Source organism: Brevundimonas sp. M20 (genome assembly GCF_006547065.1).
Lineage (GTDB): Bacteria > Pseudomonadota > Alphaproteobacteria > Caulobacterales > Caulobacteraceae > Brevundimonas.
Genome location: NZ_CP041243.1, coordinates 3,011,205 through 3,027,099 on the forward strand (window position 1 = coordinate 3,011,205; position 15,895 = coordinate 3,027,099).

Consider the following 15,895-nt stretch of genomic DNA (forward strand, 5'->3'; position numbering starts at 1 on the left):
CGCTAAGCTTTCATAACAGCCCATTTCCCCGAGGTCGAGCCGGACTATGGCGGAACAATGTTCAGCGTGACCGCAAGGTTACAGCCGCCACGGGTAGAACGAAGCACGCCCGACGGTACGGGTCCGTCGGGCGTGAATCCGGATCGGCGACCGGAGTGGACAAGGCGGGAGCGATGCTCCCGCATTACCCGCTTCAGGCCCAGGGGTCGTGGGCGCTGAAACCGTCCGGAAGATGCTCTGCCTGCAGGAGCTGCGGCCCGTGCGGTCCCTGGATCACCAGCGGATCGTCGGACCACAGGGAGACCGTCGGCAGCTTGACGAAGTCGCTTCCGAACACGTCTTCGTCCGGCTGGCCCGGCAGGACCAGCGGCTCGTCGCCGCCGGAAACGAGGAAGTCATCATGCGAGACGGGCTGCACCTGCGGCCCCGCCTCGACGACCTTCTCGCCCGCCATTCCCGGCAGGACCTGGGGCCCGACCTCGAGGATCTTGTCAGCAGCGAGGGCCGGCAGGGTTTGCGGGCCCGCCTCGGCCTCCTTGTCGCCCGCCAGGGTCGGCAGGACGAACAGGTCATCCTCCAGAGCCGGCAGGACGAAGTGATCGCCATGGATGTCCTTGCCCGTGACGGTCGCCGCTTCCGGCGCGCCCGGGATGGGGGACGTCAGGGTCTGGGTCGAGCCGTCGCCGAAGCGCAGGGTCTCGATGCTGCTCAGCAGCAGCGAACCGTCGCGACCCGGAGTATTGTCCACGACGCGGTAGCCCGCCCCCTCGACGGTGATGGTGTACTGACCCGCCGTGCCGGCAAGCACGACGGTGTCGTTGCCCAGCCCGCCCTGGAGGGTGTCATTGCCGCCACCGCCGCGCAGGACGTCATCCCCCGCGCCGCCGACGATGAGGTTGTTCAGGCTGTTGCCCGTGCCGGTGAAATTGCCCGTGCCGCCGAAGATCAGGTTCTCGACATTGGCGCCCAGGGTGTAGGTCAGGATACGGGCGTCGACGGTGTCGTTGCCCGCCCCGGCGGCCTCGATGACCGTGTCGGCGACCTGCAGGATGTAATAGTCGTCGCCGTCGCCGCCGTAGAGCTCGTTGGCCGCGCCGGAACCGCCGATCAGGATGTCGTTGCCGCCCAGCCCCAACAGAACGTCGCGTTGGGCGCCGCCGCGGATGGTGTTGCCGCCGGCGTTGCCGACGCCGGTGAAGGTTCCCGTCCCGGTGTAGGTGAGGTTTTCGACATTGGCCGACAGGTTCACCTGGAACAGGGCGGTCAGGACCGTATCGACGCCCTCACCGGCCAGCTCCACGATCGAATCCGAGCGGTGCTCGACGATGTAGGTGTCGTTGCCCGTGCCGCCGTAGAGCTCGTTCGGCACATCACCGCCGCCGGAGATGGTGTCGTCGCCGGCGCCACCGATGATGACGTCACGGCCCGCGCCGCCCGACAGGACGTTGGCGCCCCCATTGCCGATCAGCAGATCGTTGAAGGCCGAACCGGTCAGGTTCTCGATCGACTGGAAGGTGTCCACGCCGCCGTCGCCGTCGTTGGAGGCGGTGTTGGTGTCCAGACGGGCCGTCACCGCGCCCGCCGCGAGGCTGTAGTCGGCGGTGTCATTGCCGGAGCCGCCGATCAGGGTGTCGGCGCCGCCGCGGCCGCGCAGGATGTCATCGCCGACGCCGCCGGTCAGGACGTTGTCCAGAGCATTGCCGCCAGCGGTGAAGTTGCCCGTCCCGGTGTAGGTCAGGTTCTCGATATTGGCGCCCAGGTTGTAGCCGGTCAGGGTCGCGGTGATGACGGTATCGATTCCCTGGCCCGCGTTCTCGATGACCGTATCGGCCACATCGAGCATGTAGGTGTCGTCACCCACGCCGCCATAAAGCTCGTTGGCCGCGCCTGCGCCGCCGTACAGGACGTCATCGCCCGCCCCGCCGATCAGGGTGTCGCGCAGGGCGCCGCCGCGGATCACGTTGTTCTGGGCGTTGCCGACGCCGGTGAAGGTTCCGGTTCCGGTATAGACCAGTTCCTCGATGTTGGCGGCCATGTTGATCTGGAACAGGGACGACCGGATGGTGTCGTAGCCCTCGCCCGCGCTTTCGACGATCGAGTCCGAGCGGTGTTCGACGATGTAGGTGTCGTTGCCCAAACCGCCGTACAGCTCGTTCGGCACATCGCCGCCGCCGGAAATGGTGTCGTCGCCGGCGCCGCCGATGATGACGTCACGGCCCAGACCGCCCGACAGGATGTTGTTCCCGGCGTCGCCGACCAACAGATCGTTGAAGGCCGAGCCGGTGATGTTCTCGATCGAGGTGAAGGTGTCGGCGCCGCCGTCACCGTCGTTCGAGGCCGACTGGGTGTCGATCCGCGCCGTGACGCCCGCCGTCGCGCCGGAATAGTCCGCGGTGTCGCTGCCCGCGCCGCCGTTCAGGACGTCCGCGCCCGCACCGCCGGCCAGAACATCGTCGCCGTCCGCGCCGTTCAGGGTGTCATTGCCGCCGAAACCGTACAGGCGGTCATTGGTGGCCGCACCGCTAAGGGTCTCGCCGGCATTGGCGCCGATGAGGGTGATCCCGCCCAGGGCGCTGACCGCCAGTTCGACGCCGGCGAAGCGCAGGCGCTCGATGTTGGTCAGGGTATCGACGCCATCCGAGCTGGTCACGGTGACCGTGCCGCCGCTGGACGTCACGCTGTAGGACACGCCGCCGACCGCGAAGGCCGCGGTGTCGGCGCCCGCGCCGCCGTTGATGGTGTCCGAACCGGCGCCGCCGGTGATCACATCGTCGCCGTCGCCGCCGTTGATGGCGTCATTGCCCGCAGCGCCGTCGATGACGTCAGCGCCGGCGCCGCCTTCGATCTGGTCGTTGAAGGCCGTGCCGTTGATGGTGTCGGCGTTCGCGGTGCCGGCGAAATACTGGCCGCCGCCCGCGCCCACGATCAGGGTGCCGTCAGCGAAGCGCAGGTACTCGACCTGGCTCAGGATGTCCGTGCCGTCCGGACCGACCACCTGCCAGGCGCCCGACGGGATCTGGTTGATGGTGGACTGGGCGATCGTGCCGCTGAAGACCGCCGTGTCCGTGCCCGCGCCGCCGTTGATCGTGTCATTGCCCGCGCCGCCGGTGATGACGTCGTCGCCGTCGCCGCCGTTGATGGCGTCGTTGCCCGCCGCGCCGTTGACCGTGTCGTCGCCGGCGCCGGCGTTGATCTCATCATTGAAGGCGGTGCCGGTGAGGCTGTCCGCATTCGCCGTACCGGTGAACAACTGCCCGCCGCCGGCGCCGACGATGAGGGTGCCGTCGGTGAACCGCAGATACTCGACGTTCGTAAGGGTGTCCGTGCCGTCCGGACCGGTGACCGTGGTGGTCGGCCCGTTGGTCGAGACGCCGGACTGGGCGATCGTGCCGCTGAAGACGGCGGTGTCGATGCCGTCGCCGCCGTTGATGGTGTCGTTGCCCAGACCACCGTTGATGACATCGTCGCCGGCCAGGCCGTTGATCACGTCATCGTTCGATGTGCCGTTCAGCGTGTCGGCGTTCGCAGTCCCTTCGATCGGTTCCGACGCCTGGACCGGATTGCCGGCGATATCGAACAGGCCGTTGGAGAACTGCAGGCGCTCCACATTGGTCAGGGTGTCCGTGCCCTCAGGGCCGGTGATGGTGGTGACGCCGTTCGAGGTGCTGATGGTGTAGGACGACCGAAGACCCGCATAGACGACCGTATCGAGGCCGTCGCCGCCGTTCATGACGTCATCACCCAGGCCGCCATTCAGGGTGTCATTGTCGGCGCCGCCGTTCAGGGTGTCACGTCCGACGCCGCCGGTGAGCACGTCATTGCCCGCGTCGCCGTTCAGGGTCCCGCCGGCCTCGATCAGCGGCTGCACCGGCTGCCCCGGCACGGAGACGTGCAGGGTGTATGTGCCGCCGGCCGCCGGCGCCGTGGTCCCGAAGCCGCCCACGCCGCCGCCCGAGGCGTACTCTCCGACCTGGATGTAGTAGGTGCCGGGCGTGGTCACGGTGTAGGTCAGCCGTGAATCGGTCGCCGCCCCGCCGTCGGAGGCGTCGTCGTCGTTCGAGGCCACCTCAGCCCCCTCGGCGTTGAAGAGGCGCAAGGTCGAATCGAAGTTGGCGTTGTCGATGTCGATGACGATCGCCGCGCCCCCTTCATTGACGGTGAAGGCGTAATATTCGAGGCCGCCATGGGTCGTCGCCACCACGGTGGAGTGCGGCACCGTGCCGGCGTTGGCCACACCGGCGCGAGCGCCCAGGTCAAACGTGCCGGTCAGCGAAACAGCCGTCTGCTGGGTCGCGTTGGCGGTGAAGCGATCCTTCACGACGTCCGGCGCGCCGCCGGAAATGCCGGGCGCGCCGGCGAACAGCTGATCGTCGCCGCCGCCGCCGTTCAGCGTATCGACCCCGCCGCCGCCACGGATGATGTTGGCGTTCGCATCCCCGGTGATGGTGTCGGAATAGGCGGTGCCGGTGACGTTCTCGACGCTCACCAGCGTGTCCGACCCGGCGCCCCCGCCGGCCAGCCCCTGGGCGAGGTCGACCGTGATGCTGGCCCCCGCACCCGAATAGTCAGCCGTATCGTTGCCGGCGCCGCCGTTCAGGGCGTCGTCGCCCAGACCGCCGATGAGGATGTCATTGCCTTCGCCGCCGTTCAGATTGTCATTGCCGCTGCCGCCGTCGAGATAATCATCGCCGACCAGACCGTTGATGGTGTCATTGCCGCCGAGGCCGCCGAGCGTATCGCCCAGCGCGGAGCCGTTGATCGTCTCATTGGTGAGATCGCCGCCGACCACCAGACCACCCGTCGGGGCGGCCGCGATCGTCTGGTCCGAGAACTGGAGGAACTCGACGTTGGTGATGGTCACCGGCGGCAGACCGTTCGCGGTCACGGTGCCGACCTGGCCGTTCCAGGTAATGGTGTAGTCAGCGCGCGCCCCGGTGAAGACCACGGTGTCTGATCCCAGACCGCCGTCGATCACATCCGCGCCGCCGCCGCCCCGGATGATATTGTCGGCCGAGTTGCCGCGAATGGTGTCCGCGCCCGAGCCGCCGATCACGTTCTCGATGGTCACACCGACCGCGATCGAGACGTTGCCGACCATGCCGCCGACATTGGAGAACGCGCCCTGACGCAGGTCGATAACCTGATTCTGGAAGTAGCCGGAGAAGTCGAAGGTATCGATACCCCCGGCATCCCAGACAGCGAAGATCAGCGGACTGCCCGCCGTGGTGACCGAGAACCACGGCTGACCGGCGTTCGAGTTGAAACCGTAAACGGTGTCACCGGTCCGGGTGGTCGTATTGACCCCGTACAGACGCTGGACCGCCGCGATGTCGTCGAGCAACGGCGCCGAGGCATAGTAGGTCTGACCCGTGCCGTTGAGGCGGAAGTCAGCGCCGGTTTCCCGCTCGCTGAAGTAGCTCATCACCGTGTACTGGCGAGAGTCCTCGAAATAGATGGCGTTCGCCGAGTAGGTGATCGAGACGCCGGCCGAGGCGTTGTAGGTGGCCGGGTGGCTGAGGCCGATGGCGTGGCCGATCTCGTGCAGCAGGGTCTGGGTGCCGTAGCCATAGAGGATCGGGCTGGCGTTGTAGCTGAGCGAGCTGTTGATCCAGACGTCGCCCTGAACGGCATTGGCGCCGGTCGGACCGGGCATGGCGCCCGGCAGATAGGCGAAGGCCGCCGCACCGTCCTGGCCGGAGGCGTAGTTGCCGAACAGAATGGTGGCGTTATTCGAGTACTGGCTACCGGCGTCGGTCACGCGGGTGAACGTGATGTTCGCCACATCCGACCAGGCCTGCAGCGACTGGATCGCCACGGAGATCTGCTGGGCCGAAAACTGGCTGAAGCCCGTGGTGTCGGTCGGCATGGTGGTGACCGAGGCGCGGAAGGCGAAGGTCACCGTCGCGGCCTGACCGAGGCCGGCGGCCCAGCTGGTGTTGGAGCGGGTGATCTGCTCGCCGGCGCCCCCGGGCGTGAGCGAAGGCTTGTCGTTGGGGCCTGAACCGCCGCGATCATCACTGTTCAGGATCGCGCCGAGGCCGCCTTCACCGTTGGAGACCACGCCATGGAAGCGCGCGCAGCAACCGCACACCTGGTAGCTGGCGATGGCGCCGAACGAGTCGTTCGACGACGTAGCGCTCGTATCGTCAGCGGAGCCCAGCCCGCCCCCGAAATTCAGGTCTTCGGCGAACCGTCCCGATTGATCGCCGCCAAAGCGGTTGCTGAAACTGTCGAACATCCTGGGACCCCAGACCGGAATAGGAAAGCGGTCAACCTAACGCCGCGCGCTGAAACGACAAGCGCCAGCGTGCGACGTTCTTTCAACTGACAGTGAGCAACGCCCCGACGCCAATCTCTGGTTGTGAGAACTCAGCCGCCGCCCGTTCGGCCGGTCGCCTTTCCCGTCCCTTCGCAGACAGGACAGACCTCGCCGTCGGCCAGCGCGCCCGTCCCCGCGCACTCCGGACACAGCGTCGCATCCGGGTGCTGGAGCGACGCCGGATCCACCGGATCGGTCGGCGTCAGGTCTCTATCGTCAATGTCGTGCGGGTTCATGGAAGAGCAAACGACGGCCCCGCCGTCCGGTTTCATGATGACAGGGCGCGGCCTTGGCATTAGGGAGCCGCTCGTGATGGACGAGATCGAACGGCAATCCGAGGAACGCGGCTGGGCCACGGCGAAGACGCTGGCCGAGGCCCTTCCGTATATTCAGGTCTATGACCGCGAGACCGTCGTCATCAAGTACGGCGGCCATGCCATGGGCGAGGTCGCCGTGGCCAAGCAGTTCGCCGCCGATGTCGTGCTGCTGAAGCTGATGGGCGTGAACCCGGTCGTGGTGCACGGCGGCGGGCCGCAGATCAGCGCCATGCTGGACAAGGCCGGGGTGAAGTCGAACTTCGTCGACGGCCTGCGCGTGACAGACGCCGACACCATGGCGGTGGCCGAAATGGTCCTGTCCGGGGCGGTCAACAAGGAGATCGCCCACTGGATCACCGTGGCGGGCAAGGAAGCGGACGTTCGGGGCGTGGGCCTGTCGGGCAAGGACGCGGGCCTGCTGACGGTCGAGAAGACCCGTCGCACCAAGCGCGATCCCGACAGCATGATCGAGCACGAGGTCGATCTGGGCTTCGTCGGCGACCCGACAAAGGTGGACGCCAAGCTGATCAAGGGGCTGATCGCCTCGGAGACCGACGACTGGGTGCCGGTCGTGGCTCCGATCGGCGTGGCCGCGGACGGGGCGACCTATAACGTCAACGCCGACACGGTCGCGGGCGCCCTGGCCGGTGAACTGAAGGCCAAGCGGATGCTGCTGCTGACCGACGTGCCGGGCGTGAAGGGCGCGGACGGCGAGATTATCCGGCAGATGTCGGTGGGCGAGGCCTCGCGGCTGATCGAGGACGGCGTCGCCACCGGCGGCATGATCCCCAAGCTGCAGACCGCCATGGCCGCGGTCCGGGCGGGCGTCGAGGCCGTGGTCATCCTGGACGGCCGCCGCCCCCATGCCATGCTGGTGGAGCTGTTCACCGAGTACGGGGCGGGCACCCTGGTGAAGGCGTCTTGATCGACCTGTCGCACGTCAACACCTGGGTGTTCGACATGGATGACACCCTGTACCCGCGGGAGCAGGGGCTGATGCGGCTGGTCCAGGCCCGGATCAACGCCTACGTCGTCGAGGCCGTCGGCCTGAACCCCGAGGAGGCGGGCGTGCTGCAACGCCAGTTCCTTGACGAGCACGGCACGACCCTGGCCGGGCTGATGGCCAACTACACCATCGACGCCGAACACTTCCTGCACGACGTCCACGACGTGCCCATGGACAGCCTTGAGCCCAATCCGGCGCTGGCCGCGCAGCTGCGCCGCCTGCCGGGCCGCAAGATCGTCTTCACCAACGGCGCGCGCGAGTACGCGGGCCGGGTGCTGGATCGGCTGGGCGTGGCCGACCGCTTCGACGGCCTGTTCGCCATCGAGGACGCCGACCTGACGCCCAAGCCGGCCCCCGCCACCTTCCGCAAGGTGATCGCACGCTTCGGCTTCGAGCCCCGGCTGGCGGCCTTCTTCGAGGATACGCCGAAGAACCTTGAGCCCGCCAAGGTGCTGGGCATGACCACCGTCCTGATCGGGGACGGCCATGGAAAGCCGCTCGGCGACCATATCGACCACATCGCCCCCGATCTGACAGACTTCCTGACCGACCTGACCTTCAAGGACGCCGCCGCATGACCGACCTGACCCATCTGGAAGCCGTCATCGAAGCTGCGTGGGACGACCGCGCCAACGTCTCGGCCTCGACCCACGGTGAAGTGCGCAACGCCGTCGAGCAGGCCCTGACCCTGCTGGACTCGGGACAGGCCCGCGTCGCCTCGCGCGGCGAGGACGGCGTCTGGACGACCCACCAGTGGCTGAAGAAGGCGGTGCTGCTGTCGTTCCGCCTGAACGACAACCAGATCATGCGCGCCGGCGACCGTGGCCCGACCAGCCATGCGCCGGGCGTCGGCCCCTTCTGGGACAAGGTGCCCAACAAGTTCGGCGACTGGACCGCCAGCGACTATCAGGACGCCGGCTTCCGCTCGGTGCCCGGCGCCATCGCCCGCCGGGGCGCCTACATCGCGAAGAACGTGATCCTGATGCCGTCATTCGTGAACATCGGCGCCTATGTCGATGAAGGCTCGATGGTCGACGCCTGGGCCACGGTCGGATCGTGCGCCCAGATCGGCAAGAACGTGCACCTGTCGGGCGGCGCGGGCATCGGCGGGGTGCTGGAGCCCCTGCAGGCCAATCCGACCATCATCGAGGACGGCTGCTTCATCGGCGCCCGCGCCGAGGTGGCCGAGGGCGTCATCGTCCGCGAGGGCGCGGTTCTGGCCATGGGCGTCTACCTGTCGGGTTCGACCAAGATCGTGGACCGCGAGACCGGCGAGATCTTCCGCGGCGAGGTCCCGGCGTACAGCGTCGTGGTGCCGGGCAGCCTGCCGGACCCGAAGGGCGGGCCGAGCCTGTACTGCGCCGTCATCGTCAAGCGCGTGGACGCCCAGACCCGCGCCAAGACCGGCGTGAACGAGCTGCTGCGCGACTGAACGCCACTCAATATTTTTTTGAGTGCACTTTAGTGCACATTTTCTGGCGCAGGTTTCGGGGCGGCTTCGGCTGTCAAAGACCAGAGCCGCACAGCCTAGCAGGCCGATGCGTCAAAAATGGACGCACCGGCCGGAGGCGTTTGCGTTTTATTGCGCCGACAGGCGGACCAGCTTGCCGTTCGCCTCGTCGGTGATGGCCCAGACGGCGCCGTCGGGGCCGACGGCCACGTCACGGACACGCTCGCCCAGATCGGTCAGCAAATATTCCTCGCCGACCACGCGGTTGTTCTGAAGCACGAGGCGCGAGATGCGCTTCTCCTTCAGCCCCGCCACCAGCAGGTTGCCGCGCCAGCCCGGGAACATGGCGCCGTCATAGTAGGCCATGCCGCCCGGCGCGATGACCGGGTCCCAGTAATAGACCGGCTGCTCCAGACCCTCACGGGCGGTGACGCCCTCATTGATGGCGCCGCCCGCATACTCGACGCCATAGGCGATGATCGGCCAGCCGTAGTTCACCCCCGCGCGGTCGAGGTTCAGCTCATCGCCGCCGCGCGTGCCGTGCTCGATGGTCCAGACGTCGCCGGTCGGGGTGATGGCGATGCCCTGGACGTTGCGGTGACCCAGCGACCAGATTTCGGGCAGGGCGCCCTGACGACCGACATAGGGGTTGTCGGACGGGACCGAGCCGTCGGCGTTGATGCGGATGGTCTTGCCCATGTGCGAGGCCAGATCCTGGGCCTGCGGACGCATGGGGCGGTCGGAGCGCTCGCCCAGGGTGATGAACAGCTTGCCGTCCGGGGCGAAAGCCAGCGACGAGCCGAAATGCTTGTCGCCGTCATAGACCGGCAGGGCGCGGAAGATGACCTGCACGTTCTCCAGACGTGTCCCGTCGTCCGACAGGCGGGCGCGGGCGACGGAGGTGGCGTTGCCGCCTTCGCGGGGCTCGGCGTAGCTCCAGTAGATCAGGCGATCCTGGGCGAAGGTCGGGCCGACGATGACGTCCAGCAGACCGCCCTGCCCGCGCGCCGAGACAGCCGGAAGACCCGCCACGGGTTCGCTGACCCGGCCGTCAGCGGTGACGATGCGCAGACGGCCCGGCTTTTCCGTCACCAGCCAGCGGCCGTCCGGCAGCAGGGCGAGGCCCCACGGGTTCTGCAGGCCCGAGGCCACGACCGTGTGCGTCAGGGCCGCCTCGGTGCGGACGGCGGGGGCGCGGGTCTGGTCACCAGTCGCCGGCTGCTGGGACGGGTTGTTAGCGGGACGGGTTTCCAGCGATGCGCCGGACCGGGCGGCGGGGGCGTCCTGCCCCGTGGCCCCGCAGGCGCCGGCCATGGCGAGGGCGGAAACAGTGACGGCGAGGGCGATCAGGCGCATGGTCAGACTCCGGCGAAAACGGTTCGCCGCGAAACGGCGCAGCTCTCGTTACAGTTCCCCGAAACGGCCGTCACGGGGATGCGGCGGATCGCCCCGACGCCTCTGTGTTTCGAAGCGACTTGATCCCGCCCCGTCTCGCCTCTATAGGCACGCCTCTTCCGGCGGTCAGACCAGTTCCCGCCGGGACTCGAGAAATCGGGGCTGGGTAGCTCAGCTGGTTAGAGCGGTGGATTCATAACCCACAGGTCGGCGGTTCGAGCCCGCCTCCAGCCACCACTTTTTCTTCGGCAATAGAGGCGGAAGGCCTCCATCCGCCAACCCGCTGAGGCAAGACACGCGTAACATATGGCGGACGAGCGGCAGGCGCTCGCAGCGTGTGTCGCACGCCAGCTTGACTATACAGCTTGACGCAGACGCGCGTCGCACCTCAAGTTGCAATCGAGCCTTTCCGGCTCGCTTACAGGAGGACTACATGCTGAAGACCGCCATGATCTCCGCCACCGCCTTGCTGCTCTCGAGCATCGCAGTTCCGGCCAATACGGCCACACCCAACCGAATCGACAACCTCACACGCACCGCTGTGACGAATGACTATGAGGCCTGCATGCTGAATGCGGGTTGTGTGTTCGTATCGCCGAGCGAAACCTCACCCGGGTTCTGGGAATGTCCCAACCCCCGACTCGCCATGAACTGCTACGAACCCGCCGACCCGGGCGTTCCCTGACCGATTGGCGGCGGCTCCTGACGGAGCCGCCGCCGACGTGTGCCTCGGGCCCCATTTCCCGGTCAGGCCGCGTCGTGTCGGCCTTCGGCGAATTCCTCGACCATTTTGGCGCAGAAGGCCGGAAGGTCGTCGGGATTGCGGGACGTGACGAGGCCGTTATCCACGACCACCTCCTGATCGACCCATTCGGCGCCGGCGTTTTCGAGATCGGCCTGAAGCGAGGGCCAGGACGTCATCTTGCGCCCGCTGACGGCCCCGGCGTTGATGAGCGTCCACGGGCCGTGACAGATGGCGGCGACCGGCTTGCCCGCATCGGTGAAGGCCTTGATGAAGCGGATCGCGCTGTCTTCCAGACGCAGCGCGTCGGGATTGATGACGCCGCCCGGCAGGACCAGACCAGCGTAGTCGCCCGCGCTGGCGTTTTCGAGGGTGCGATCCACCGAAACCGTGTCGCCCTTGTCATGATGCTCGAAGCCCTGGATTTCGCCGGCCTTGGGCGAAACGATCTCGACCGTGGCGCCGGCCGCCTTCAGGGCCTCCACCGGTTTGGTCAGTTCGACCTGTTCGAAGCCGTCGGTGGCGAGGACGGCGATGGTCTTTCCGGCGAGAGTGTTCGAAGCCATGAGGCGTCTCCTGTAATCGGGAACAGGTGCGCCAACCGCGCCCGCCGCAGCCGGTTCCGTATCCTGACCGGATTGGCGGCCATCGGGCTCGAGCGGACGTGAGATGCTACTCCCCCTTGACCCCCGCGGCGCCGCTCCCAAATCGCTCGCCCGAAGGACGAGGGGTCCTTCGAAACGCGAGAGGGAGATCATGCAGAAGGTCATCGTTGAACCCGTGGACGGGGGTTGGACGGTGAATGTCGAGGACATCGACAACCCCATGATGTTCGCCAGCGGGCGGGCGGCGGAGGACGCCGCGCGGGAACTGGCCCTGAAGCTGGCCAAGGGCGGGATTGATGTGGAGCTTGAGTTGCGGCTGCGCGGCGGCGAGCGGGCGGCCCGGTTCGTGGTTCTGGCGCCCGTGGAGCACGAGGATCGGCCGCTGATGCTGAATACCGGTCGGCAAGCGGCGATGGCGTGATGCCGCATCGGCAACCGGCGAGCATCCAGGCGTTGTTTCCGGACGTATTCCTGTGTCTCCGACATGATCAAAGGACCGCCGCGATGCTCCGCCCTCTCAGCCTGACGGTCGCCGCATTGGCGCTGACCGCCCTCGCGACCGAAGCCGCCGCGCAGTCCCAGCCCTTTGAACGGGCGGGGCCTCGCCAAGACTGGACCGTGGATGTCGGTGTCGGTGCGATCTACAGCCGGGACGCCGGGGGCGACACGGGCGGTCAGGGGAACGTCATCCCCTACATCGCCGCGAACTGGCGCGACCGGCTGTATTTCAGCCCGTTCGAGGGGCTGGGCTGGAACGTCGTCTATACGGAGACCTTCCGCGCCGGTGTTCAGCTGCGCCCTCGTTTCAGCCCGGAGGATATCGAGGGATTGACGCTGGACCGGCCGGACTTCGGCGCCGACGCCGCCGTCTACGCCTACCAGCGCCTGCCGGGGAATATTGTGGTGGGCGGGCGCATCAGCCGGGATGTGAGCGGGGTCAGCGACGGGACCGAGTATCAGGCCTCGATCGCGCATCAACGCCGGACGCCGGTGGGGGTCCTGAACGCCAGCGCCTATGTGCAGGGCGGCGATCAGAAGCTGGCGGACGCCTATTACGGCGTTTCGTCCGCCGAGGCCCTGACCAACGCCATTTCCGCCTACCGGCCTGACGGAGGCCTTCAGGCCGCCGGGACGACCCTGCTGCTGGTCTCGCCCGTGAGCCGGGACTGGGCCGTCGGGGGTCTGGTGAACTATGAGCGCCGACTGGGCGACATCGCCGACAGTCCGCTGTCGCGAAACGACGACTCCTGGCGGGTGGGGATGTTCGTGTCCCGACGGTTCGGCGGATAGGAAGCGGCGGGTTGCGGCCGCACCATGCCGCCCAAGCCCCTCCTGCTTGACGGGACAAGCTTCCGTCCCTCAGATGCCTCAAAGGGATCAGGGGGATTTCAATGACTTATCGCGCCCTCGCGCTGGCCGCCGCGCTGCTCGTCTCAGGATGCGGAGGCGCTGATACAACATCGCCGGACGCCGTTCTGGCGATGCTGGAGCAGGGCGATCGGGGGGGCTGCAAGGCCGCCCTGCCGCTTGTGGCGGAAGAGGTTCGGCGGATTGATCATGAGTTCGGCTGGGAGTGGGTCGCCGACGAGCTGAACCAGCGGACCGCCGTCACCGGTCGGGACGCAGAGTTCGTCTCATTCGATCCTCAGAACAGATCCATGCGCTGCGAAGCCTGGTTCGACATCGACTGGATCGACGGCACGGCGCAAGGCGCCAAGCCTGAGCCGGGCGCGGACGGCTATTATCTGGTCCAGAAGGACGGCGGCTTTGTGATCCGCCTGACCGCTCCGGAAAGCGGGGCGGAATGGAGCCGCCCGCAAGCCAGGGCCCGCTATGCGGCCATGAGAGATCATCTGATCGCCGAACGCCTGCAGGCGCCGGGGACATAGACGACCCGAAGGTTCATGCCCGCGCCACCCACCCCCTGAAGGTGAAGGCGGCGTAGAACAGCTGCACGTCCGTGAACCCCGCCGCCCTCAGATGGGCGACTTCCGTGTCAGGGGTCTGAAGCGGCAGGGCCTCGCCGATGGCGTGGGCGTTCGCATGAGCGCGGTCCGGGTCCAGGCCATTGTCGGTCGCGAAGGCGGCGAAGCGATTGAGCCAGACGGCGCGTGCGGGGCCGTCGGGCATGCTGTGGTGGGCGAGAATCAGGGCGGCGCCCGGTTTCAGGCGGCGGCGGATCTCCGACAGGGTGGCGATGCGCTCGGGCTCCGGCACGAAATGCAGGGTCAACAGGCAGGCTGCGCCGTCGAACGGGCCGTCCGGCGCGTCGGCGACATAGCCCTCGCGCAGGTCCGCGCGGTCGGCCATAGGGCCGAGAGTGCGGGCGGCGAGCTTCAACATCCCGGCCGACGGATCGACCCCGGTGAAGCGCCAGCCGGCGCGGGCCTCGGCGAAGGCGCGCAGTTCCATCCCGCCGCCCGCGCCGACAACCAGCACATGGCCGTCGGGCGGAACGGTCTCGTCCAGCAACAGGCGGGTCATGCGGTGCAGGTCATCGAGGCCGGGGACCAGACGACGCGGCCCCTCGGCGTAGCGGGCGACGGCCTCGGGATCGTCGAAGCCGCTCATGCCGCCGCGTCCTGAACCAGAGCGCGGTGAGCGGCGACGCCGGCCATGACGCCCGCGGCCGAAGCCATGGTGGCGTTGAACATCTGGGTCGCCGCATCGCCGGCGGCGAAGACGCCGGGCACGCTGGTCTGCTGCATCGGATCGACGCGGATGTAGGCGCCGGTCATGCCGTCCTCGAAGGCGCAGCCCAGCTGTTCGGCGAGAGGACTGGTCACATGGGTGCGCGGGGCGGTGAAGACGGCCTCCGCCGGGACCTCGCGACCGTCGGCCAGCCGCAGGGCGGAGATCGCCGTTCCCTCCCCCAGCAGCTCGACCACCGGGGTGCGCTCGATGATGACGCCGCGCGCGGCCAGGTGGGCGCCTTCTTCCTCGGTCGGCTCGAACTGCCCCTGGGTGAAGAAGGTGGTCGGGCCCCAGTCCGGCAGCATCAGGGCCTGATGCACGGCGGCCGGAACAGTCGCGATGGCCGCGAGGGGGCGGTCGCGGACCTCGTAGCCGTGGCAGTAGGGGCAATGCAGGACGCTGACGCCCCAGCGCGGGATCATCGACTCCAGCGGCAGGGTGTCGGTGACGCCGGTGGCGAGGACCAGCTTGCGGGCGAAGACCTCGGCGCCGTCGGACAGGGTCAGGGTGAAGCCGTCGGCTTCGGCGCGGGCGGTCAGGGCCTCGGCATGGGCGAAGTCGACCGTGGGATAACGAGCCAGCTGGGTCAGGCCCTGGCGCATGATGTCGGCGGGCGGGACGCCGTCCTGACCGAGGAAGCCGTGCGAGGCGGCGGCGAAGCGGTTGCGGGGTCGGCCCGCGTCAATGACCAGCAGGGGGCGCCGCGCCCGCGCCAGCTGCATCGCCGCCGACAGGCCGGCGAAACTGCCTCCGACCACGATGACGTCGTACCGATCCATGGGAGCCTCTCGTAACTCATGATGTTGCGAGAGATATAAAGCGACACGCCGATCACGCAACTTCTTTTGTTACGTGTCGCGAGGCGATAGGGTGACTCCATGCCCGCCGACACCCGCCTGTCCCGCATGCTGCACGTGCTGATCCACATGGATCACATCGGCGCCCCCGTGACCTCCGAGGCGATCAGCAAGATGATCTCGACCAACCCGGTGGTCGTGCGCCGGACCATGGCCGGGCTGAAGGCAGCCGGGTACGTGACCTCGGACAAGGGGCACGGCGGGGGCTGGGCGCTGGCGCGATCGCTGGATGAGGTGACGCTGCGCGACATCCACGACGCCCTGGGCAGCCCCAAGCTGTTCGCCATCGGACTGGCGGACGACAATCCGCGCTGCTTGGTCGAAAAGGCGGTGAACGCGGCGATGGACGAAGCGATGTTCGAGGCCGAGCGACGGCTGCTGGACCGGTTCGGCGAGGTGACCATCGGCAGTCTGGCCCGCGAAGTGGCGGTCGCGCGAACTGCTGAAGGCATGTGATCCGATCCTTGGTATCGGCAGGCGGCTGTTCCGGCGGTCCGTTCCCAACTCCAG

14 protein-coding genes and 1 tRNA gene are annotated in these 15,895 nt (G+C 67.8%); 9 read left to right on the forward strand and 6 right to left on the reverse strand.

The features are described from left to right. Positions 1–193: 193 nt before the first annotated feature. Both FKQ52_RS16840 and FKQ52_RS14840 read right to left on the reverse strand, forming a co-directional pair. A complete protein-coding gene (locus tag FKQ52_RS16840; protein ID WP_304580230.1) occupies positions 194–6,238 on the reverse strand; it encodes a M10 family metallopeptidase C-terminal domain-containing protein in 6,045 nt (2,014 codons plus the stop codon). A 131-nt stretch (positions 6,239–6,369) separates the two neighbouring features. Next, complete coding sequence (locus FKQ52_RS14840) at positions 6,370–6,555, reverse strand: hypothetical protein (protein ID WP_141627890.1); 186 nt, start codon at positions 6,553–6,555, stop codon at positions 6,370–6,372. Between the two features lie 76 nt (positions 6,556–6,631). On the opposite strand from FKQ52_RS14840, the gene argB reads away from it, so the two are divergent. Genes argB through dapD form a run of 3 tightly spaced genes read left to right on the forward strand, consistent with a single transcriptional unit; the run spans position 6,632 to position 9,074 of the window. Then, positions 6,632–7,561, forward strand: a complete 930-nt coding sequence (argB, locus tag FKQ52_RS14845) for an acetylglutamate kinase (RefSeq protein ID WP_168196877.1) — start codon at positions 6,632–6,634, stop codon at positions 7,559–7,561. Further along, entirely contained in the window at positions 7,558–8,220 is a 663-nt protein-coding gene (locus FKQ52_RS14850) for a pyrimidine 5'-nucleotidase (RefSeq protein WP_141627891.1), read from the forward strand. The genes argB and FKQ52_RS14850 overlap by 4 nt, the downstream gene beginning before the upstream one ends. After that, positions 8,217–9,074, forward strand: coding sequence for a 2,3,4,5-tetrahydropyridine-2,6-dicarboxylate N-succinyltransferase (gene dapD / locus FKQ52_RS14855; protein ID WP_141627892.1), 858 nt, complete (start codon positions 8,217–8,219; stop codon positions 9,072–9,074). Before FKQ52_RS14850 ends, dapD begins: the two co-directional genes overlap by 4 nt. 147 nt (positions 9,075–9,221) lie before the next feature. Here the strand turns inward: dapD and FKQ52_RS14860 are convergent, their stop codons facing one another. Further along, positions 9,222–10,448: a PQQ-dependent sugar dehydrogenase gene (locus tag FKQ52_RS14860; protein WP_141627893.1), complete on the reverse strand. Its 1,227-nt coding sequence runs from the start codon at positions 10,446–10,448 to the stop codon at positions 9,222–9,224. A 199-nt stretch (positions 10,449–10,647) separates the two neighbouring features. Here FKQ52_RS14860 and FKQ52_RS14865 point away from each other — a divergent pair. Both FKQ52_RS14865 and FKQ52_RS14870 read left to right on the forward strand, forming a co-directional pair. Next, positions 10,648–10,724 (forward strand) — tRNA-Met (locus FKQ52_RS14865). Positions 10,725–10,920: 196 nt separating this feature from the next. After that, positions 10,921–11,172: a hypothetical protein gene (locus FKQ52_RS14870; RefSeq protein ID WP_141627894.1), complete on the forward strand. Its 252-nt coding sequence runs from the start codon at positions 10,921–10,923 to the stop codon at positions 11,170–11,172. 62 nt (positions 11,173–11,234) lie between these two features. Here FKQ52_RS14870 and FKQ52_RS14875 read toward each other — a convergent pair whose 3' ends face one another. Then, the gene (locus tag FKQ52_RS14875) at positions 11,235–11,795 is read right to left on the reverse strand and encodes a type 1 glutamine amidotransferase domain-containing protein (RefSeq protein ID WP_141627895.1); all 561 of its coding nucleotides are present in this window, start codon (positions 11,793–11,795) and stop codon (positions 11,235–11,237) included. Between the two features lie 190 nt (positions 11,796–11,985). Between FKQ52_RS14875 and FKQ52_RS14880 the strand changes: the two genes are divergently transcribed. The 3 genes from FKQ52_RS14880 (at position 11,986) to FKQ52_RS14890 (ending at position 13,723) form a co-directional block, all read left to right on the forward strand. Then, positions 11,986–12,255, forward strand: a complete 270-nt coding sequence (locus tag FKQ52_RS14880) for a hypothetical protein (protein ID WP_205750790.1) — start codon at positions 11,986–11,988, stop codon at positions 12,253–12,255. 83 nt (positions 12,256–12,338) lie between these two features. Next, the gene (locus tag FKQ52_RS14885) at positions 12,339–13,124 is read left to right on the forward strand and encodes a MipA/OmpV family protein (protein WP_141627896.1); all 786 of its coding nucleotides are present in this window, start codon (positions 12,339–12,341) and stop codon (positions 13,122–13,124) included. 101 nt (positions 13,125–13,225) lie between these two features. Beyond that, positions 13,226–13,723 carry a hypothetical protein gene (locus FKQ52_RS14890; RefSeq protein ID WP_141627897.1) on the forward strand — a complete coding sequence of 166 codons (498 nt, stop codon included), beginning with the start codon at positions 13,226–13,228 and terminating at the stop codon, positions 13,721–13,723. Between the two features lie 13 nt (positions 13,724–13,736). On the opposite strand, the gene FKQ52_RS14895 is transcribed toward FKQ52_RS14890, so the two are convergent. Together FKQ52_RS14895 and FKQ52_RS14900 are read right to left on the reverse strand one after the other, a co-directional pair. Then, positions 13,737–14,405, reverse strand: coding sequence for a class I SAM-dependent methyltransferase (locus FKQ52_RS14895; RefSeq protein WP_141627898.1), 669 nt, complete (start codon positions 14,403–14,405; stop codon positions 13,737–13,739). Continuing rightward, entirely contained in the window at positions 14,402–15,307 is a 906-nt protein-coding gene (locus FKQ52_RS14900) for an NAD(P)/FAD-dependent oxidoreductase (protein WP_141627899.1), read from the reverse strand. Before FKQ52_RS14900 ends, FKQ52_RS14895 begins: the two co-directional genes overlap by 4 nt. 99 nt (positions 15,308–15,406) lie before the next feature. On the opposite strand from FKQ52_RS14900, the gene FKQ52_RS14905 reads away from it, so the two are divergent. Beyond that, positions 15,407–15,841 carry an Rrf2 family transcriptional regulator gene (locus tag FKQ52_RS14905; protein WP_141627900.1) on the forward strand — a complete coding sequence of 145 codons (435 nt, stop codon included), beginning with the start codon at positions 15,407–15,409 and terminating at the stop codon, positions 15,839–15,841. The last annotated feature ends 54 nt before the right edge of the window (positions 15,842–15,895 follow it).